Genomic DNA, 19238 nt, shown 5'->3' with positions numbered 1-19238 from the left:
GATCGGGGAGCGAACGATGCATGATCTTGCTGCTCTGGCCGTCCGCACCATTCCGGCGATCGTCGAGCTGGTGCCGCCCGGGCCGGCCGGCGCCCTGGGCCGCCTCAACGCGCCCGAGGATCCGTCGGCGCGCCCCCGGACGCGGCCGGGCCGGCCCGGGCCGGGCGTGGACGAGCTCACGGCGGAGCGGCTGCTCGGCGCGCTGGAGCGGTTCGTCGCCCGGCATGACTGGACCGTCGAGGCGAACCTGGCCGGGGAGGAGGTGCAGCGACCGCCGCGGGCGCACCAGTACGGGTTCGCCACCATCGGCGGCGAGAGCGCGGCGCTGGCGGCCGCGCGGCGGCTCGACGGGTTCCGCAAGGGCGTCGCCGACCACATCGCCGCCCTGGTCCGCGCGCTCGCGGCCGACCCGGCCGTCGCGCCCCTGCTGGCGGTCGCAGGCGAGGCCGAAGGCGGCGAGGCGGCGATCGCGGCCGCCCACGGCGCCGTGCACATCGCGCTGGGCGTGGCCGTCGCCGGCGCGGTGGTACACCAGGTGGACCCGCCGGGGTTCGTGGACGCCGCCGCCGCGACCGTCGGGCTCGGGCTCGGCGCCGCCGCGCGGCTGCTGCGGGAGACGCCCGTGCCGGCCGCCTACGCCGGCGCGCTGCTGGCCAAGGTGCGCGCCGAGTACCTGCTGCCGCGCCGCGCGGGCGGCTCGGTCCAGGTGCGCGGGCACCGGTTCGCCCTGGCCGAGCGCGACCTGCCGGGCGAGGCGGACTTTTCGGCCACGGGCATTGTCGCCGGTACCGACGGCGGCGCGATCGTACGGACCGGGATCGCGGAGGGCTGGCTGCGTGTCACGCTGGTCGTGCTCGCCGAGCCCCCGGCGCCGTTCCCCGACGAGCCGGCCGACGGCTGGGACTGGGAGGAGGTCGCCGAGGTGAGCTGGCACGCCGCCGAGGGCCACGCCGCGCTCGGCAGCCTGGGCCGGCAGACGCCGCCGTGGCCGGGGGACTATCGGGTGCGGGTGTACGCGAGCGGGCGCGACGACGGGGACGCCGAGTTCGAGCACCACCGGCTCGTCGTCTGGGCCGCCCCGGCGGCGCCGCCGATCCTCTGGCGGAGCACCGACCGGGTCGGGCACCGGCTGCGCGGCGAGCCCGAGCCCGAGCGGGTCCGGGGGCCCGAGTACGCCTACCGCTGGCTGCGCCGCAGCGAGCTGCGGCACGCGGCGACGGTCACGGTCGTCACCGGCGCGACGGCGGCCGACGTGGTGCGCGCGTTCGGCGGCGACCCGGACGGGCCCGAGCCGCTGCGCGACGACGCGCAGGACCAGGTTATGGTCCTCGACGCCGGCGACGCGGTGCTCGCCGTGGAGAACAACGGGTACGCGGGCTCGCACCGGGAGGTGCTGGTGGCCGCGTCGGCCGGGGGCCGGGCGGCCAGCATGTACTGGAACGTCAACGGCCTCACCCGGCTCTCCTTCGCCGAGCGCGGCCGGATCCTGGCCCAGCACGAGCCGTGGGGGCGCGAGGAGTGGCCACAGGAGCTGGACGGGGTGCTCGACGGCCTCGACTTCGCCCGGTCCGGCGAGCGCCCGGGCAAGGGCCTCGTCGCGGTGGAGCGATTCGCCGGGCGCGGGATCGGCCCCGAGGACCTCGCCCGGCTCCGGGCGGCCGGCGTCGGCTACCGCGCCGGCTGAGACCCCGGTCACAATCCGGCCCGCGGCATCACACTGCGATGGCGGCGGCGCTCTCAGGAGGCAACCGCAACAGGAGGTACACCACGATGCCCGACGTGTTCAGCGACCACCGGGAACTGCTGTTCTCGGTGGTGTACAACATTCTCGGCTCGGTCGCCGACACCGAGGACGTGCTGCAGGAGACCTGGCTGGCGTGGACCGGCCGCGCCGGTTCGGCCGGCGCGGAGCCGGTGGAGAACCCGCGCGCGTACCTGGTCCGCGTCGCCGTCAACCGGGCGCTCGCCCAGCGGGCCACCATCACCCGGCGCAAGGAGACGTACGTCGGGCCGTGGCTGCCCGAGCCGATCGTGCGCCCGCTCGTCGCCGGCGACACCGCCGACGGCGCCGACGCGGTCGAGCGCGCCGAGTCCGTCTCCATGGCGCTGCTGGTCGTGCTGGAGACCCTGACGCCGCTGGAGCGCGCGGTGTTCGTGCTCCACGAGGTCTTCGGCTACGCGCACACCGAGATCGCCGAGATCCTCGGGCGCAGCCCCGCCGCCGTGCGCCAGCTCGCCCACCGCGCCCGCGAGCACGTGCAGGCCCGGCGCCCGCGGTACGAGCCCGACCCGCAGGTGCGCCGGCAGGTCACCGAGCGCTTCCTCGCCGCCACGCTCGGCGGCGACCTGGAGGCGCTGCTGGAGCTGCTGGCGCCCGAGGTGACCCTGTGGGGCGACGGCGGGGCCCAGGGCGCCGGCGGCAGCCGCCCGATGCAGGGCCGCGAGAAGGTGGCCCGGCTGCTGGCCGCGCTGGCCGCGCGCCCGGGGCCGGGGCTGCGGGTCGCGTACCGGCGCACCAACGGCGACCCGTCGGCGCTGCTGCTGGCCGGCGACGACCCGTACGCCGTCGTCGTGCTCGACCTCACCCCGGACGACCAGCAGGTCTGCGGCATCTACGTCGTGGCGAACCCGGAGAAGCTGTCGCATGTGGGCTGAGCTCGTGGCCGGGCGGCGGGCCAAGTGGGTCGTCGTCGCCGTCTGGGTCCTGCTGCTGATCCCCGCGGCCATGCTCGCGGGGCGGCTCGGCGACGCCGAGCAGAACGACAACGCGGCCTGGCTGCCCGCGAACGCGGAGTCGACCGAGGTGGTCGCGCGGGCCGCGAAGTTCCAGCCCGCCGACACCCTGCCCGCCGTCGTCGTCTACGACCGCCCCGGCGGGGTCACGGACGCCGACCGCGCCAAGGCCCGGGCCGACGCCGTGGCGTTCACGCGCATCGCGAATGTCGTCGGTACCCCGCAGGGCCCGGACGAGTCCGCGGACGGCGCGGCGATCCAGATCGTCGTGCAGGTACACAAGGACCGCACCGGCTGGGAAGGCATCGGCGCCGTCGTCGACGCGCTCACCGCCGTGGGCCGGGCGGACGCGAACGGGCTCGGGTTCCACGTCGCCGGGCCGGCCGGGTACGCCTCCGACTCCATCAAGGCCTTCGGCGAGGCGGGCGGCCTGACCACCATCACCGCGATCGTCGTGGTGGCGATCCTGCTGCTGACGTACCGCAGCCCGGCGCTGCCCCTGCTGCCGCTGCTCACGGCCGGGGGCGCCCTCGCCGCGGCGGAGGCGCTGATCTACCTGCTCGCCGAGCACGCCGGGCTGATCGTCAACAAGCAGACGAGCTTCATCCTCGTGGTGCTGGTCTTCGGGGCCGCGACCGACTACGCGCTGCTGCTGACGTCGCGGTACCGCGAGGAGCTCCAGCGCCACGAGGACCGCCACGCGGCCATGGCGGTGGCGCTGCGGCGCTCGGCCCCGGCGATCCTCGCCAGCGCCGCGACGGTCGCGGTGAGCCTGATGCTGCTCACCCTGGCCTCGCTCAACTCGACCCGCGGCCTCGGCCCGGCGTGCGCGATCGGCATCCTGGTCGGGCTCGTGGCGATGCTCACCCTGATGCCGGCCCTGCTGGTGATCTGCGGCCGCTGGATCTTCTGGCCCGGCGGCGCCCGGGTCCCCCGCGACCGCGTCTGGCGGCGGCTGGGCCACGCCCTGCAGCGGCGCCCCCGGGCGGTGTGGGCCGGCACCGCGCTCGTCCTCGCCGTGCTGGCGCTGGGGGTGCTGGGCCTGCGCGCCGACGGGCTGTCCAACAAGGACCAGTTCACCGGCACGCCGCAGATGGCCGCCGGCGAGGCGGTCCAGGCCCGGCACTTCCCGGCCGGCGCCGGCGACCCCGTCTACGTGGTGGTCCGGGCCGACGCCGCCGATCGGGTGGCCGCGGTACTGGCCGGGGTGCCCGGGGTCGCGTCGGTCGCCCCGCCGGTGACCCGCGACGGCGACGCGCTCATCCTCGGCGAGCTGCGCGACGTCCCCGGCAGCACCGAGGCCATGCGCACGGTGGAACGCGCCCGGGCGGCCGTGCGCGGCACCGGGGCGCTCGTGGGCGGCAACACCGCGGTCGGCCTCGACACGCAGCAGGCCGCCGCCCGCGACGACCGGCTCATCATCCCGATCGTGCTCGTCACGGTGCTGCTGATCCTCGCCCTGCTGCTGCGCGCGGTGGTCGCGCCGCTGCTGCTCATGGCGACGGTGGTGCTGTCCTTCGGCGCGGCGCTCGGGGTGAGCAGCCTCGTGTTCAACCACGTGTTCGGCTTCGCCGGGGCCGAGTCGTCGTTCCCGCTGCTGGCGTTCGTGTTCCTGGTCGCCCTGGGCATCGACTACAACATCTTCCTGGTGACCCGGGTGCGGGAGGAGGCCCGCCGGCACGGCACCCGCCGGGGCGCGCTGACCGGCCTGTCCGCGACCGGCGGGGTCATCACCTCGGCGGGCCTGGTGCTGGCCGGCACCTTCGCCGCGATGGGCTCGCTGCCGCTGGTCTTCGCGGCCGAGCTGGGCTTCGCGGTCGCGTTCGGGGTGCTGCTGGACACGCTGGTCGTCCGCTCGATCCTCGTCACCGCGCTCACCCTCGACCTGGGCGACCGGATGTGGTGGCCGGGCCGGATCGCGCCGCCCGCGGCCGCGCCGGTGCCGCCGTCGCCGGTGGTGCTGAACGGGGTCGTAGGGTGAGCCCATGGCAGACGCCGACGACGTGCGCCGGATCGCGCTCGGCCTCCCGCACGTCGTGGAGATCGACAGCGAGGGCTTCGACTTCCGGGTGGCGAACAAGGGCTTCGTCTGGTCCTACCCCGAGCGCCTCCCGGGCAAGCCGAGGGTCATCCGCACCGACGTAGCCGTCCTGTACGTCGGCGACGAGGCGGAGAAGCAGGCGCTGCTGCTCGGCGAGCCGGCGCGGTTCTTCACCAACCCCGGGTACGACGGCTTCCCGCTGGTCATGCTCCGCCTGGAGACCGTCGACGCGGCCCGCCTGGCGGAGCTGATCACCGACGCCTGGCGGATGCGCGCCCCCGACGAGCTGGCCGCCGAGCTTGACCTCTGAGGCTCACCACCTGGGCGCTCGTCACATGGGCGCTCGTCACATGGGCGTGAACAGGCCTTTGAACCCGCCGTTGTCGCGCCGGCCGTAGCTGACCGTCCAGTACTCGCCGGGCCGGATCATCGCCGAGCACGAGCTCGGCATCTCGGCGGTGACCTCCCCGGCGAACTCGGTCGGCGGATCGTCGAGCCCGACGAGGATCGTCACGCGCCCGGCGCGCCCGCCGGCGAACCAGACGGCGAGGTGCCCGAAGCCCTCCGACCGGTACACATGGTTGAACCGCACCGAAAACCGCGCGCGCGGCGCCTCTGCCGGGTGAATCCGCGGCTCGTCACTGCCGGTCACGCCGCCAGCGTAGCGGCGCGCGGTCTTCTGGCGCACCCTTGACGCAACCGTTCGGTTGCAATAGCGTGAGTAGCAACCGAGGAGTTGCTACTCACTGGAGGTCGTCATGGCGTTTCCCGATCGCATCGAGCGCACCGTCGAGCTCGTCCAGCCGCCGGCCAAGGTCTGGGCCGCGCTCACCACCGCCGAGGGCCTCGGCACCTGGTTCGGCAACGGCGCCACCGTCGACCTGCGCGAGGGCGGCGAGGCCAAGCTCACCTGGGACAGCGGCGACCAGGCCACCCTGCACATCGAGCGCGTCGACGAGCCGGCGCTGTTCGCATTCACCTGGGGCATCAACGGCCTCGCGGCCGACGACCCCCGCCGCACGTACGTCGAGTTCACGCTCGAGCCCGCCGGCGCCGGCACCCGGCTGCGGATGATCGAGTCCGGCTTCGCCCAGCTGACCGAGGATGCGTACCGTAAGGCGTTCGAGAGCAACACCGATGGGTGGAAGCACGAGCTGGGTGAGTTGGTCGAATACCTCAATGCCGCCTGACATCGAGGCGATCGCCGAGCAGGTCTTCGTCGCCCTGGCCGACCCGTCGCGGCGCGGCATCCTCGCCGCGCTCGCCCAAGGCGGCCCGGCCACGGCGACGGACCTGGCCGACCGCCTGCCCATCACGCGGCAGGCGATCGCCAAGCACCTGGCCCTGCTGTCGGAGGCCGGCCTGGTGACGGCCGAGCCGGGGGAGCGCCGCCGGGTGCGGTACCGCCTCAGCTCCGCCCCGATGCGCATCGCGCAACAGTTCCTGGCCGCCCTCGCGCGCGACTGGGACGACCGCCTCGACGCGCTCACCGAGCATCTCAACCGGAGGAACCCATGAGCACCGAGGACTTCACCGAGACGTTCACGATCGACCGCGAACCGCCGCTGGTGTACGCCGCGATCACCGACCCCCACGCCTGGTGGTCGAGCGAGATCGAGGGCCCGACCGTCCACGAGGGCGACGAGTTCGCCTACCACTACGAGGACCTGCACCGCTGCCGCATCCGCGTGGAGGAGGCGGTCCCGGCCCGCCGCGTCGCCTGGCGCGTGCTGGAGAACTACTTCAGCGCCGGCGCCGACCCGCAGGAGTGGGTGGACACGACGATCGAGTTCGACCTGACCCCGACGCCCACCGGCACCGAGGTCCGCTTCACGCACCGGGGGCTCGTCCCGCGGTACGAGTGCTACGAGGACTGCTCCACGTCTTGGCGCTTCTACGTCACCGACAGCCTGCGCGGGCTCATCGAGACGGGCACCGGCAAGCCCAACGCCACGGGCGTCCCGCGCGCGCCGGTCGAGCTGCGCCGATAGCGGGTCAGCCGCCCAGGGACTCGGCCGTCCCGACGTTCCGGGCCGCCAGCGCCTTCACGATGAGCGCCGTCTCGTCGTACCCCAGGATCAGCACGCCGTCGGGGGCGTTCAGGCGCACGCGCGCCGCGACGCCCGCATAGTCCTCGGTCGTCGTGGGGTACGACACCAGGTCCACCGCCGCGTCCGTCATGCCCGCGGTGAGCAGGTCGGCCTTGACGTTCTTCTGCAGGCCCAGGCCGTAGGCGTCCTCGCGGGCCACGATCGTCACGCGGTGCGGGCCGTCGCGCATGATGACGTCGGCCAGGGCCCGGGCCTGCAGCGTGTCCGGCGGGGCGGTGCGGAAGAACAGGCCGTTGTCGGCGACGGTGGACAGCTCGTCGGAGGTCGACGACGGCGAGATGAGGATGCGGTTCGCCGCGGCGACCTTCGGGATCATGGCCTTGGTGACGCTCGACGAGGACGCGCCGATGATGACCTGCACGCCGAGCCCCACGAAGCGGTCCACCGTCGCCGCGGCGACCTTCTCGTCGGTACCGTCGTCGCCGTCGACCCACTCGACGGGCTGGCCGATCACGCCGCCGGCCGCGTTGAGGTCGGCCACGGCGAGGCGCGCCCCGGCGAAGCGGGGGGCGCTGCGGAAGGCCAGCCGGCCCGTGTGCGGCATGAGCCCGCCCACCTTCAGCGCCGCGATGCGCTTCTTCGCGTTGCCGGTGGGGTACGCGGTGTACGGCGGGGGCGGCTCCGCCGAGGCGCTCGCCGGGTCGCCGGCCCCGATGTACTCGGTCAGGTTGTCGTTGACCGTGTTGCTCCGGCTGAAGTGCAGCGCGCCGTAGGAGGCCGAGGACGGCTCGCCCGCGTCGGTGAAGCCGCTGCGGCGCATCGACACGCCGCGGTAGGCGAAGTCCTTGCCCGCCTTGGCCAGGGCCAGGCACGCCGCCGGGTCGTCGCAGACGGTGCCGGAGGTCGAGGCGCCGACCATGTACTTCGCGATCGCCGGCGCGTCCGTGGAGCGCGCGGACTCGGCGGCCAGCCCGGCCAGCAGCACCGCGTCGTAGGCCTCGGCGGCGTAGCCGTAGTCGGCCAGCGACGGGTCCACGCCGCGCAGCCGCTCCTTGAACGACGCCGGCAGCTCGAGCAGCGGCGCGGTGCCGACCATGCCCGACAGGATCGCGGGGGCGTCCTTGAGCTTGTCCGCGAGCGAGTTCGTCATGTTCGCGTCGGAGCCGTAGAGGCGGACGACCATCGGCCGGCCCTCGTCGCCGCCGTTAGCCGGTGTCGTGCCGCACCCGCCGGCCACGACCGCCACCCCGACGAGCGCGGCGAGCATCGATCTCATACGTCCCACGAACTTTGCCTCCCCCGACAACGGCCCCGGCGACCCTAAGCGGTGCCGGCGCGCGGATCCCAGGTCGCAATCCGGACCTTGAGGAAAACTTGAAACGAAAGCGGCCAGATGGGTCGGACCGGTCGTGGCATGAATCGGGGATTCCCGCCGGCCGGGGGCGCGACAGGCTTGTCACATGGCGTACGCATACCAGCCGCAGCAGGCGTGGCACCCCTACCCGGTCCGCACCACGGCCCCGATCTCTCTGCACGTCGTGGCCATCTTCCAGTACCTGGGCGGCGTCCTCATGCTCGGCGCGGCCGCCCTGCTCGCCCTCGCGGCGGCCCGCGTCGCCCCGGGGTGGGACCTGCCCGCGGGCTACGGCGGCGTCACGGTGCGCCCCGGCACGCTCACCGTCGCGACGTACACGGTCATCGGCACCATCGGCCTCGTCGGCCTCATCGCGATCGTGCTCGGCCGCAAGTTGCAGAACGGCCGCAACTGGGTCCGCGTGCTGCTCACCCTGCTCAACGGGCTGAGCGTGCTCGGCGGGGTCTACCAGGGGTACGTCACCGGCGCGGCCTACGCCGCGACGCTCGTCTCCGTCGCGTTCCCGCTGCTCTTCGTGATCCTGCTCAACACCCGCGCGGCCCGCGGCTGGTGCCACCACCGCACCTACTGAACGCACGTAGTGGCATCCTGGTCGGGTGAACACCGACCCCAGGCTGCGCGAACTCGCACTGCTGCGGCGCGTCCGCGACCGCATCGACCGCGACTACGCGCAGCCGCTCGACGTGGAGGCGCTCGCCCGCGGCGTGCACCTGTCGTCGGGGCACCTGAGCCGGGTGTTCCGTGCCGCGTACGGAGAGTCGCCGTACAGCTACCTGATGACCCGCCGCATCGAGCGCGCCATGACCCTGCTGCGCCGGGGCGACCTGTCGGTGACCGAGGTCTGCTTCGCGGTCGGCTGCTCCTCGCTCGGCACGTTCAGCACCCGCTTCTCCGAGCTCGTCGGCATGTCGCCGAGTACGTACCGCCGCAAGGCCGCCGAGGACGCCCGGGGCATCCCGCACTGCGTGGCCAAACAGATCATGCGACCGATCAGGAATCGAGAAGTCGCGCCCGGCCGCGACGTCTAACGTGAGCCCATGAGTGTCATCATCCACCAGACCCTGCTGCCGGCCGACGACCCCGAGGCCTCGCTGGCGTTCTACCGCGACGCGCTCGGCTTCGAGCTGCGCAACGACGTCGGCTACGGCGGGATGCGCTGGATCACGATCGGGCCGAAGGACCAGCCCCAGACGTCCATCGTGCTGTACCCGCCCGCGATCGAGCCCGGCCTCACCGACGACGAGCGGCGCACGATCGTCGAGCTGATGGCCAAGGGCAGCTACGCCACGATCGTGCTCGCCACCGAGGACCTGGCCGGGACCTTCGACCGCGTCCAGGCCAGCGGCGCCGACGTGGTGCAGGAGCCGATCGACCAGGACTACGGCGTGCGCGACTGCGCGGTCCGGGACCCGGCCGGCAACCTCGTGCGGATCAGCCAGCTCTGAGCGACTCGTAGTAGGGCTTCATCGCCGGGTAGTAGTCCTCGAACGTCTTCGGTGCCGTGCCCTCGCGGGCGGCCACGAGCAGGTCGAGGTAGAACTCCCAGCCCGGCCCGATCTCGCCGACCTGGTCCGCGGAGTCGAGGTGGTGCACGAACCGCAGCTCGGTGGTGTCGCCGCGCTCGGTCAGCAGCACCTCCATCCGCCAGCCGCCGGACTCCTCGGCGCCGGACACGGCCAGCCGGCGCGGCGGCTCGCACGCGTCGATGCGCAGGTCCATGACGGGCTCGCCCTCCTCCTGGACCATCCGCACCTTGATCGTCCGCCCGGGCGCGGCGTCGCCCTCCCAGGGCCCGAACCACCGCGCGCTGCGCTCGGGCTCGGTCACGCTCGCCCACACGTCGTCGATGCCGGCCCGGAACGTCCGCGTGATGACGAGGTCGTACCCGTCATCCGTCGGGATCAGCTGCCCGCTCATGCCACCTCCTCGCTGCGCTCGTCGGCGGCCTGAGCGTCAACCTGAGCGTCAAGCTGTGCTTCCTGATGCCCGGCCACTCCGCTGCGCTCCGTACCGTTCATGCCACTCTCGCTCTCTATGTCGTCTCGCCGCCGCCGGTCGCGGCGGGCGCGGTACACCTCGGTCTCCAGGGCGTCGAAGCGCCGCTCCCAGGCCGCGCCCCGGTCGGTGAGCCGCTCGATCCACTGCCGCAGCTCCCCGAGCGCGGCGAGGTCGAGCTCGTAGTGCCGCTCCCGGCCCACCACGCTGTCGCGGACGAGCCCGCTCTCGCGCAGCACGCGCAGGTGCCGGCTGATCGCGGGCCGGCTGATCGGGAACTCGGCCGCGATGCGCCCGGCCGTGACCGGCCCGTCACGCAGCGCCTCGAGAATCCGCCGCCGCACGGGATCGGCAATGGCCGCGGCCACCTCGTCCACCGGGGAAGCGTAACCGATGTGTTACACGTTGGCCAGCGGGTCCTAGCATGGAGAAAGTGACCCTTTCGCATCAGGAGATCTTTCAGCGGTACGTCTACGCGGGCGCGATCACGAGGAACCCCCCGGCCGTCGCGGACCTGTTCACCGACGACGGCGTCTATGAGGCCCCCGTCGAGGGGCTCCGGCTCGTGGGCCGCGACGCGATCGAGACCGGGGTGCGGGCCATCCAGGCGCGGCCCGGGCCCGAGGGGACGCTGAACGCCGGCGCGACCGGCTACGTGCTGCACGACACCGCCGACCCCGACGTGTTCATCGCGGAGATCGACGCCGTCCTGGACGGCCCGGACGGCTCGACAACGGTGTCGCTCGTGCAGATCTTCCGAATGTCGGGCGACAAGATCCGTTCGCTGCGCGATTATTTCCAGTCGTGAACCGCACCTGGATACCGTTCGTCATCGCCGCCGTCCTCGCGACCGGCGCCTGCACCGGCGACAAGGAGCCGGCGGCCCCCGCGTCGAGCCGCGGCCCGAGCGCCGCGCCGAGCCCGTCCGCGCCGGACTTCGAGCGCTACGCGGCCGGGCGCTCGGCACCGGTCGCCGACCCGGTGTACCCCGGCTACGGCAACCCCGGCGTCGACGTGCTCCACTATGGACTCGACCTCGCCTGGCGGCCGGACACGAAGACGCTCACCGGCACGGCCACGGTCCAGCTGCGCGCCGCCGCGGATCTGAGCGAGGTGAAGCTCGACTTCTCGAAGGCGTACACCATCGACGGCGTGACGCTCGACGGCGCCGCCGTGACCGGAACGGTCGCGGACACCAAGCTGACCGTCGCCGGGAAGGTCGCCAAGGACAAGCCGGCGGAGCTCGTGGTGCGGTACCACGGCACCCCCGCCACGGTCCCGATGCCCTCGCACCGCGAGGACTCCGAGCCGCTCGGGCTCACCGTGACCGCCGACGGTGCACTGTGGACGATGCAGGAGCCGTACGGGGCGAGCACCTGGTACCCGGCGAACGACCAGCCGTCGGACAAGGCGCTGTACGACATCGCCGTCACCGTCCCCGAGGGCTGGTCGGCGATCGCGAGCGGCAGCCCGAAGGGCCACGAGGGCAACCTGTTCCGCTACGCCTCGGCCACCCCGGTCGCCGCCTACCTCACGACGCTCGCCGTCGGCAAGTACACGCAGGAGACCGCGGCCGGCCCCGGCGGGGTGGCGCTGAGCTACTGGTACCGGCCCGGCGTCGACGACAAGGCGCTGCCGTACCTGCGCAAGTCCCCGCAGTACCTGGACTGGCTGACCAAGCACTTCGGCCCGTACCCGTTCGACAGCGGCGGCGTGCTCATGGTCCCGTCGGCCTCCGGCATGGAGACCCAGCAGATGATCACCATGGGCCTGCCCGACTACGGCAGCGACGCCGACTTCCGCTCCGGCTTCGACGGCGACCTGCTGCACGAGTACGCCCACCAGTGGTTCGGCGACGCGGTCACCACCTCGAACTGGAACGACCTGTGGCTCAACGAGGGCTGGGCCGAGTACGCCCAGTTCCTCTACACCAACGAGCGTGACAAGGTCACCGTGAAGCAGTGGGAGGACTGGGCCCGCACCGCCGACGCCCGCCTGCGCCAGCGCCTCGGCCCGCCCGGCAAGCCCAAGGCGGACAGCTTCGCCGAGAGCAACGTGTACATCTGCCCGGCGCTCATGCTGCACCAGATCCACAAGCAGATCGGCGACGCCGCGTTCTTCGCGCTGGGCACCGACTGGGTGCGGCAGCAGCGCGGCACCGCGCAGGACCGCGCCGGCTTCATCGCGTTCGTCAACCAGCACACCGGCAAGGACTTCACGGCGCTCATCAACACCTGGCTCGACTCGCCGACCACGCCGAAGTAGGCCGGCCCATGCTGTAGAACGGTGCGCATGAGGTTCGATCTGCTCGGCCCCATGGAGATCGTGACCGACGGTGGCGGCGTGGCCGAGCTGGCCGGGCGCAAGCGGCGCGTGCTCGCCGCGGTCCTTGCCGCCCAGGCCAACCGGCCCGTCTCCGTCGACGTGCTCGCCGAGGCGCTGTGGGGCGGGGCCGCGACCCGGCAGGCCGAGGCGAGCCTGCGGGTCCATGTCCACCACCTGCGCCGGGCGCTCGGCGGGGAGCGGATCGCGCGGCGGCCCGAGGGGTACGTGCTGACCCTGCGCCCCGACGAGCTCGACCTCGAGCGGTTCCGGGCCCGGCTCGCCGAGGGCGACGACGCCCGGCTCGCCGACGACCGGGAACGGGCCGCGCTGGCCTTCGCCCGCGCGCTGGCCCTGTGGCGCGGCCCGGCGCTCGCCGGCTTCGGCGACGTGCCGGTGCTCGCCGCCGAGATCGCCCGGCTCGAGGAGCTGCGCCTGCAGGCCCTCGAGCGGCGCTTCGAGGCCGAGCTGGCGCTGGGCCGCGCCGACGGCATCGTCGCCGAGCTGCGGGCGCTGACCGGGCGGCACCCGCTGCGCGAGACGTTCCGCGGCCAGCTCATGCGGGCCCTCATCGGCACCGGGCGCGGCGCCGAGGCGATCGCGGTGTTCGAGGAGACGCGCCGGCTCCTCGCCGGCGAGCTCGGCCTGGACCCGAGCCCGCCGCTGCGCGACCTGCACCTGTCGGTGCTGCGCGACGAGCCGCTCGCGCCGCCGGCGGCGACCACCGAACCGCCGCCGGCCCGGGCCGCCGCGCCCTCGCCGGCCCGGGCCGCCGGGCCCGCGGACGCCGATCCGGCCGTGCCGCGCCAGCTGCCGCCCGCGACCGCCGGCTTCACCGGCCGGTCGGCGTGGCTCGGCCGGCTCGACGCGCTCGTGCCGTCCGGCGACGGCGCGGCCATGCCGATCGCCGCGATCAGCGGCGGCGGGGGCATCGGCAAGACCACGCTGGCCGTGCACTGGGCGCACCGGGTCCGCGAGCGGTTCCCCGACGGGCAGCTGTACGCGAACCTGCGCGGCTTCGACCCGGTCGCCCCGCCCGCCGGGCCGTTCGACGTGCTGCGCGAGTTCCTCGACGCGCTCGGCCTGCCGCCGGAGCGCATCCCCCCGGGGGCGGAGGCGCGCATGAACGCGTACCGAACCCTGCTGGCCGAACGCCGGGTGCTCGTCGTGCTCGACAACGCCCGCGACGCCGAGCAGGTCCGCCCGCTGCTGCCCGGCGCCTCCGGCGGCTGCGTCCTCGTGACCAGCCGCAACCGGCTCGCCGGGCTCGTCGCCGCCGACGGCGCCCGCCCGATGCCGCTGGAGCTGTTCTCGGCCGGCGAGGCCCGGGAGCTGCTCGCCCGCCGCGCCGGGGCCGGGCGGGCCGACGCCGAGCCGGACGCGGCCGCGCGCATCCTGGAGCGCTGCGCCGGGCTGCCCCTGGCCCTGTCCATCGTGGCCGCCCGCCTCGCCGTCAACCCCGGGCTGTCGCTGGCCGCGGTCGCCGACGAGCTGGAGCGCACCGAGCACCGCCTGGACCCGTTCGCCGGGGACGACGCGAGCACCGACGTGCGGGCGGTCTTCTCCTGGTCGTACCGCATCCTGGGCCCGGACGCCGCGCGGCTCTTCCGCCTCCTCGGCGTGCTCGAACCCGGCGCGGACATCGGCCTCGCCGCGGCCGCCGCCCTCGCCGGGCGGTCCGCGGCGCAGACCCGGCCCCTGCTGGCCCAGCTGGTGCAGGGCCACCTGCTCATCGAGCCCACGCCCGGCCGGTACGTCTTCCACGACCTGCTGCACGCCTACGCCGCCGAGCTGGGCCAGGTCACCGACACCGTGCAGGAGCGCGACGCCGCCCTGCGCCGGCTGCTCGACCACTACCTGAGCACCGCGCACGCCGCCGCCGTCGCCATCGGCACGCAGCTGAGCGACCTCGTCACGACGCCGACGACCCGGCCCGGCCCGTCCGCGGTGACGTTCAGCGGCAGCGAGGCCGCGCTGGCCTGGCTGGCCGCCGAGCGGTCGGCGCTGGCCGCCGCGGCCGTCCAGGCCGTCGCCGCGTTCCCGGCCCACGCCTGGCAGCTCGCCCGGGTGCTGCAGGCGTTCCTGGTCGGCCAGGGCCACTTCCACGACCAGCTCCGGCTGCAGCAGGCGGCGCTGGAGGCGGCCAACCGCGACCGCAACCCGGCCGCCCGGGCCGCCGCGCACCGCGGGCTCGCCTACGCGCGGCTGATCCGGGGCGAGCACGACCGCTCCGAGGACCACCTCCGGCGCGCCCTGCACCTGTTCCGCGGCCTCGGCGACACCGTGCACGAGGGCTACTGCCTGCACAACCTGAGCCTGATCCACGGCAGCCAGGGGCGCACGGAGGAGACCATCGCGCTGCTGCGGGAGGCGCTCGAGCTGTTCCGCCGCACCGGCGAGACCCGCGGCCAGACCATCACCCTCAACGGCCTCGCGTACGGGCACATGGTGCTCGGCGACTACGGGCAGGCCCTCGACTTCGGCCACCAGGCCCTGGAGCTGCACCGCCGGACCGGCAACTGGCAGCGCGGGTCGGCCATCGTGGCCAACCTCGCCGAGATCCACGGCTGCCTGGGGCAGTGGGACATCGCGCAGGACTACCTGCGGGGCGGGATCGAGCTGTGCCTGAAGGCGGGCAACCTGCACCACGCCGCGGCGCTGCTGGCCAACCTCGGCGACGCCCACGAGGCCGCCGGCGAGCCCGGGCCGGCCGAGGAGGCCTGGCGCCGGGCCCGCCAGATCGCCGAGACCCTCGACTACGGCCCGGAGCGGCAGTCCGCGTCCGACCCGATCACGGGGCTGCGATGGGACCGGTTCGCTCAGAACACCGACTCGATGGGCCCGCGCAGGAAGTAGATGACGAAGAGCGCCGCGACGCCGTACAGCAGCGGGTGCACCTCCCGCGCCTTGCCGCCGACCAGCTTGACCACCACGTAGGAGATGACCCCGGCGCCGATGCCGTTGGAGATCGAGTACGTGAAGGGCATGATCACGATGGTGAGGAACGCCGGCAACGCGATGTCGTAGTCCGACCAGTCGATGGTGCGCACCGCGGTCATCATGAGGAACCCGACGACCACCAGGGCGACCGACGCCGCCTCGAACGGTACGACCGTCACCAGTGGCGCGAAGAACATCGCCAGCAGGAAGAGCACGCCGGTGACGAGGCTCGCCACGCCCGTGCGCGCGCCCTCGGCCACGCCCGAGGCGCTCTCGATGTAGCTGGTGTTGCTCGACGTGCTGGCGGCGCCGCCCGCGGCCGCGGCGAGGGAGTCCACGAGCAGGATCTCCCGGGTGCGGGGCGGCATGTTGTTCTCGTCGAGCAGTTCGCCCTCCTGCGCCACCGCCACCATCGTGCCCATGGTGTCGAAGAAGTCGGTGATGAGCAGCGTGAAGACGAACATCAGCGGCACCAGTACCCCGGCCGTCTGCCACGAGTGCAGCACGTTGAAGTGCCCGAGCAGCGACAGGTCCGGCTTGTCGACGATCTTGTCCGGCAGGGTGGGCACGTTGAGGCTCCACCCCTTCGGGTTCGGCTTGCCGTCCACGAAGGACGGTCCCGCCTTGGCGATCGCCTCGATGATGATCGCGAGCACCGTGGAGGCGAGGATGCCGATGAGGATCGCGCCCTTCACCCGGCGTACCACCAGCACCACGGTGAGCAGCAGCCCGACGCCGAACGCGAGCGCGGGCCAGCTGATGAGCTTGCCGCCGATGCCCATCCCGACCGGCACCGTCGTGTTGGCCGCGTCCGGGACGCGGCGCACGAAGCCGGCGTCGACGAAGCCGATGAGCGCCAGGAACAGCCCGATGCCGACCCCGATCGCGGTCTTCAGCTGCGTCGGTACCGCCCGGAAGACCGCCGTTCGCAGCCCCGTCAGCACCAGGATCGTGATGAGCACGCCCTCGATGACCACGAGCCCCATCGCGTCGGCCCACGTCATCTGGGGTGCGATCTCGAAGGCGACGAGCGCGTTGACGCCCAGGCCCGCGGCGAGCGCGAGCGGGAACCGGGCGACCACGCCCATGAGGATCGTCATGACGCCCGCGACCAGGGCCGTGCCCGAGGCCAGCGCGGTGATCGCGAGCCGCCCGCCGGCCTTGTCGACGCCGCTGGAGAGGATGAGCGGGTTCAGCACCACGATGTACGCCATCGTGAAGAACGTCGCGAGGCCGCCACGAACCTCCCGGCTCATCGTCGAGCCGCGCTTGGTTATCTCGAAGAACTGATCGACACGGCTCTGTGTCGCCACCGGCCGTTCGGCCATGGAACCTCCAGGTAAATGCATAGTTACGCGCGCATGATCCCACTTCCCCCACGACCAGCCCAGACATGCCGTGAAACGAACTGGTAAACCCCGCCTCAGCGCGCTCCGGAGGCGTCGCCGGGCACGGGCCAGCGCTCGACGATCGCGCGCAGCGGGGCGAAGTCGACGTGATGGAACTTGTACCGCCCGCTGCGCTCCGCGCGCACGAACCCGGCCTCGGCGAGAATGTCGAGGTGCTGCGAGATGGCCTGCCGCGAGGAGGCGATGCCGTGCCGGTTGGCCAGCCGCGCGCAGATCTCGAACAACGTCTGCCCGTCGCGCTCGCCCAGCTCGTCGAGGATCGCCCGCCGCGTGGCGTCGGCGAGCGCGGCGAAGACATCGTTCACGCCACGACCGTAGGCAAGCCGGCACTTGCCTGTCCAATCGCACAGGGGGCGGTGTGTCAGTTCGAGTACACGTGGTACGGCGTGCCGCCCCGGAGCACGACGGGAATCATCGCGATCAGGATGCCCCGTGCGGTGCGGTTCACGCGCTCAGCTCCGCGATCGCGGAGCGGATGGCGTCCTGCAGGCGTTCGTCCGCCCATACGACGTCGCCGTCGAGAAGGCTGGTCCACGGCCGGCGGTCGTCGGACGCCGCGAGCGCTCGCAGCGCCGGCACCGCATCCACGGCCCTGAGCTCGCGAATGGCCGGCAGGCCGCAGCTGCCCGTGTAGCCGGCGATCCCGGCGACGAGCGGACCGGTCACCTCGGCGACCGGAACCCCGGCCGCCACGAGCGCCCGGGCCGCGGCCACCCGGCACCAGGGGTCGGTGAGCCGCTCACGCAGCAACGGCACCGCCTCGGGCGGCACGCCGACTTCGACGAGGAAATCCGCCGCCGTCCGGGCCAGGGTGCCGCCGCGCCGCACCAGCGCGAGGACCGTCGGCCGGGCCGCATCCGGATCCCCCGCCGCGGCGACGATCAGCGCCGCCTCGAGCTGCCGCTCGCGCTCCGAATGGCTGCGCGCCGCCGCGCCGATGAGCAGGGACCGGGCCTCGGGCAGCAGCGGGGGCAGCGCCCCGGCGACCTCGGCGAGCGCGGCGATGCCGGGCCATCCGGGCCAGCCGTATCCGGCCAGCCGGGTCCGCAGCGCCGCGACGATCACCGAGGGGTCGCCGGTGAGCCGCCACACGGACATGGCCGCGCTCAGGTGTCCGTGGCGGGTGGCGAACGCCCGCAGCAACGGCTCGGCGGCCGGCTCGTCGTGCCCGAGCCGGAGGAGCGCCAGCGCGGCCGGGAGAGCCGCTCGCGGGACGGCGGCGACGATCTCGGGGATCGCCTCGGTCGCGCCCCATGCGGCGAGCAACTGGGCGAGGTAGTCGGCGTCGCCCGGGTCGGCCGCCAGGCGCGCCCGGGCGGCCGCGACCACCAGGGGGACGAGGAAGATGTCGAACGCGTCGCCGGGGTCGTGGGCGACCCAGCGCGGATCGCCCAGCAGCATGAGGGTGTGTACGGCGTCGAGGTGCTCGGCGGCCAGTGCGGCCAGGGCGTCGGCGTAGGGCGCCGCCGCCCGCCCGGCCCGGCGCAGCAGCCGGAGCGCGGCCGCGCGCACCGAGGGCTCGGGATCGTCGAGGGCCGGCGCGGCCGGTGGGACGAGCCGGGCCGGAGCGCTGCGGTACCGCTCGCAGCGCTGCGAGATCGCCCGCAGCGCCGCCTCGCGGGTGGCGGGCACCGGTGAGCGGAGCATCCGGGCCGCCAGCTCCTCGGCCTCGTCCCCGGTCACGGCGGTCAGGAGCTCGGTCGGCCACTCGTCGTGGTGCCGCCACCGGTTCGCCACGCCGGCTCCGGCGTCGAGGGCCGCCACGATCGCGTCCGCACCGACCAGCCCGAGGCCGGCGCGGGCCCGGGCGAGCGCGGCCGCGGCGCACGCCGCGGGCGGCCCGTCCCGCACCGCGGCCGTGAGTACGTCGTCGAGATCCAGGGCGAGCAGGAGCGACGCCTGTACGGCCGCGTCGGCCTCGGCCGCCAGCCGCGCCGTCAGCAGTGCGGTGGGCACCCCGGTCCGGGCCGCCGCGTAGGCCGCCGACTCGCGTACCCCGGCGTCGGCGTGGTCCAGCAGCGCGGCGAACAGCGGCGCGTGTGCCGCCACCGCCGCGCTGACCTCCGGGAACACGTCGCCGTCCGCGTGGGCGGGGTCCGCGAGCGCGCCGAGCAGCCACACCAGCTCGGCCCGCCCCGGCGCGGCGAGCTCCGCGAGGAAGGGCACCGCGGCCACGGTCGCCGGGTGCACGGTGCCCCGGAGGAAGATGGTGTCGTACAGCTCGGACAACGCCTCCTCGTCGGGCAGCCGGCGCAGCAGGCCGGGTGTGTCCGTCGCGGGGCCGTTGGCGTGGTCCAGCGCACCCCAGTCGATGCGGTCGAGTCCGTCCAGCATCCGGACACGCTAGCGTCGGGGGCGCAACCGCACGGAGG

20 protein-coding genes are annotated in these 19238 nt (G+C 74.0%); 13 read left to right on the top strand and 7 right to left on the bottom strand.

The features are described 5' to 3' along the window. The first annotated feature begins 16 nt into the window (after positions 1-16). The 4 genes from AB0B76_RS18980 to AB0B76_RS18965 all read left to right on the top strand — a co-directional run bounded on the left by AB0B76_RS18980 (position 17) and on the right by AB0B76_RS18965 (position 5084). Positions 17-1684 (top strand): DUF6461 domain-containing protein, encoded by a 1668-nt coding sequence (locus AB0B76_RS18980; RefSeq protein WP_360376449.1) that lies wholly within the window; start codon positions 17-19, stop codon positions 1682-1684. A gap of 86 nt (positions 1685-1770) precedes the next feature. Then, positions 1771-2655 carry an RNA polymerase sigma factor SigJ gene (sigJ, locus tag AB0B76_RS18975; RefSeq protein WP_360376447.1) on the top strand — a complete coding sequence of 295 codons (885 nt, stop codon included), beginning with the start codon at positions 1771-1773 and terminating at the stop codon, positions 2653-2655. Beyond that, on the top strand, positions 2645-4714 hold the full coding sequence (locus AB0B76_RS18970; RefSeq protein WP_360376445.1) for an MMPL family transporter: 2070 nt from the start codon (positions 2645-2647) through the stop codon (positions 4712-4714). Before sigJ ends, AB0B76_RS18970 begins: the two co-directional genes overlap by 11 nt. Positions 4715-4718: 4 nt before the next feature. After that, complete coding sequence (locus AB0B76_RS18965) at positions 4719-5084, top strand: hypothetical protein (RefSeq protein ID WP_360376443.1); 366 nt, start codon at positions 4719-4721, stop codon at positions 5082-5084. Positions 5085-5120: 36 nt separating this feature from the next. On the opposite strand, the gene AB0B76_RS18960 is transcribed toward AB0B76_RS18965, so the two are convergent. After that, the gene (locus tag AB0B76_RS18960; RefSeq protein ID WP_360376440.1) at positions 5121-5426 is read right to left on the bottom strand and encodes a hypothetical protein; all 306 of its coding nucleotides are present in this window, start codon (positions 5424-5426) and stop codon (positions 5121-5123) included. A gap of 106 nt (positions 5427-5532) precedes the next feature. Here AB0B76_RS18960 and AB0B76_RS18955 point away from each other — a divergent pair, with 106 nt between their 5' ends. The 3 genes from AB0B76_RS18955 to AB0B76_RS18945 are packed head-to-tail and all read left to right on the top strand — an operon-like array spanning position 5533 to position 6765. Continuing rightward, entirely contained in the window at positions 5533-5964 is a 432-nt protein-coding gene (locus AB0B76_RS18955; protein WP_360376437.1) for an SRPBCC domain-containing protein, read from the top strand. After that, positions 5954-6292 (top strand): metalloregulator ArsR/SmtB family transcription factor, encoded by a 339-nt coding sequence (locus AB0B76_RS18950; RefSeq protein ID WP_360376434.1) that lies wholly within the window; start codon positions 5954-5956, stop codon positions 6290-6292. The genes AB0B76_RS18955 and AB0B76_RS18950 overlap by 11 nt, the downstream gene beginning before the upstream one ends. Next, a complete protein-coding gene (locus tag AB0B76_RS18945; RefSeq protein WP_360376432.1) occupies positions 6289-6765 on the top strand; it encodes an SRPBCC domain-containing protein in 477 nt (158 codons plus the stop codon). Before AB0B76_RS18950 ends, AB0B76_RS18945 begins: the two co-directional genes overlap by 4 nt. A 4-nt stretch (positions 6766-6769) precedes the next feature. Here AB0B76_RS18945 and AB0B76_RS18940 read toward each other — a convergent pair whose 3' ends face one another. After that, entirely contained in the window at positions 6770-8101 is a 1332-nt protein-coding gene (locus tag AB0B76_RS18940; protein WP_360376759.1) for an ABC transporter substrate-binding protein, read from the bottom strand. Between the two features lie 184 nt (positions 8102-8285). Between AB0B76_RS18940 and AB0B76_RS18935 the strand changes: the two genes are divergently transcribed. The 3 genes from AB0B76_RS18935 to AB0B76_RS18925 are packed head-to-tail and all read left to right on the top strand — an operon-like array spanning position 8286 to position 9645. Continuing rightward, positions 8286-8771 carry a hypothetical protein gene (locus AB0B76_RS18935; RefSeq protein ID WP_360376430.1) on the top strand — a complete coding sequence of 162 codons (486 nt, stop codon included), beginning with the start codon at positions 8286-8288 and terminating at the stop codon, positions 8769-8771. 25 nt (positions 8772-8796) lie between these two features. Further along, positions 8797-9228: a helix-turn-helix transcriptional regulator gene (locus tag AB0B76_RS18930; protein WP_360376428.1), complete on the top strand. Its 432-nt coding sequence runs from the start codon at positions 8797-8799 to the stop codon at positions 9226-9228. A 9-nt stretch (positions 9229-9237) separates the two neighbouring features. Beyond that, positions 9238-9645: a VOC family protein gene (locus AB0B76_RS18925; RefSeq protein ID WP_360376425.1), complete on the top strand. Its 408-nt coding sequence runs from the start codon at positions 9238-9240 to the stop codon at positions 9643-9645. Here AB0B76_RS18925 and AB0B76_RS18920 read toward each other — a convergent pair. Together AB0B76_RS18920 and AB0B76_RS18915 are read right to left on the bottom strand one after the other, a co-directional pair. After that, the gene (locus AB0B76_RS18920; RefSeq protein WP_360376422.1) at positions 9632-10117 is read right to left on the bottom strand and encodes an SRPBCC family protein; all 486 of its coding nucleotides are present in this window, start codon (positions 10115-10117) and stop codon (positions 9632-9634) included. The genes AB0B76_RS18925 and AB0B76_RS18920 overlap by 14 nt on opposite strands. Further along, entirely contained in the window at positions 10114-10572 is a 459-nt protein-coding gene (locus AB0B76_RS18915) for a metalloregulator ArsR/SmtB family transcription factor (RefSeq protein WP_360376418.1), read from the bottom strand. Before AB0B76_RS18915 ends, AB0B76_RS18920 begins: the two co-directional genes overlap by 4 nt. A gap of 56 nt (positions 10573-10628) precedes the next feature. On the opposite strand from AB0B76_RS18915, the gene AB0B76_RS18910 reads away from it, so the two are divergent. From AB0B76_RS18910 to AB0B76_RS18900, 3 genes are read left to right on the top strand one after another with little or no spacing between them, the layout of a single operon-like run. Next, complete coding sequence (locus AB0B76_RS18910; RefSeq protein WP_360376415.1) at positions 10629-11003, top strand: nuclear transport factor 2 family protein; 375 nt, start codon at positions 10629-10631, stop codon at positions 11001-11003. After that, positions 11000-12460, top strand: a complete 1461-nt coding sequence (locus AB0B76_RS18905; RefSeq protein ID WP_360376413.1) for a M1 family metallopeptidase — start codon at positions 11000-11002, stop codon at positions 12458-12460. The genes AB0B76_RS18910 and AB0B76_RS18905 overlap by 4 nt, the downstream gene beginning before the upstream one ends. 27 nt (positions 12461-12487) lie before the next feature. Continuing rightward, positions 12488-15373 (top strand): BTAD domain-containing putative transcriptional regulator, encoded by a 2886-nt coding sequence (locus AB0B76_RS18900; protein ID WP_360376411.1) that lies wholly within the window; start codon positions 12488-12490, stop codon positions 15371-15373. On the opposite strand, the gene AB0B76_RS18895 is transcribed toward AB0B76_RS18900, so the two are convergent. The 3 genes from AB0B76_RS18895 to AB0B76_RS18885 all read right to left on the bottom strand — a co-directional run bounded on the left by AB0B76_RS18895 (position 15337) and on the right by AB0B76_RS18885 (position 19200). Continuing rightward, a complete protein-coding gene (locus tag AB0B76_RS18895; protein WP_360376408.1) occupies positions 15337-16785 on the bottom strand; it encodes an NCS2 family permease in 1449 nt (482 codons plus the stop codon). The two genes, AB0B76_RS18900 and AB0B76_RS18895, sit on opposite strands and share 37 nt — an antisense overlap. 95 nt (positions 16786-16880) lie before the next feature. Next, positions 16881-17171 carry a metalloregulator ArsR/SmtB family transcription factor gene (locus AB0B76_RS18890; protein WP_360376406.1) on the bottom strand — a complete coding sequence of 97 codons (291 nt, stop codon included), beginning with the start codon at positions 17169-17171 and terminating at the stop codon, positions 16881-16883. Between the two features lie 139 nt (positions 17172-17310). After that, complete coding sequence (locus AB0B76_RS18885) at positions 17311-19200, bottom strand: hypothetical protein (RefSeq protein ID WP_360376404.1); 1890 nt, start codon at positions 19198-19200, stop codon at positions 17311-17313. Positions 19201-19238: the final 38 nt, after the last annotated feature.

This window comes from Dactylosporangium sp. NPDC049140, from assembly GCF_040648435.1.
Note: the sequence above shows the minus strand (reverse complement) of the source record. Positions and strands in the feature narration are given on the sequence as shown.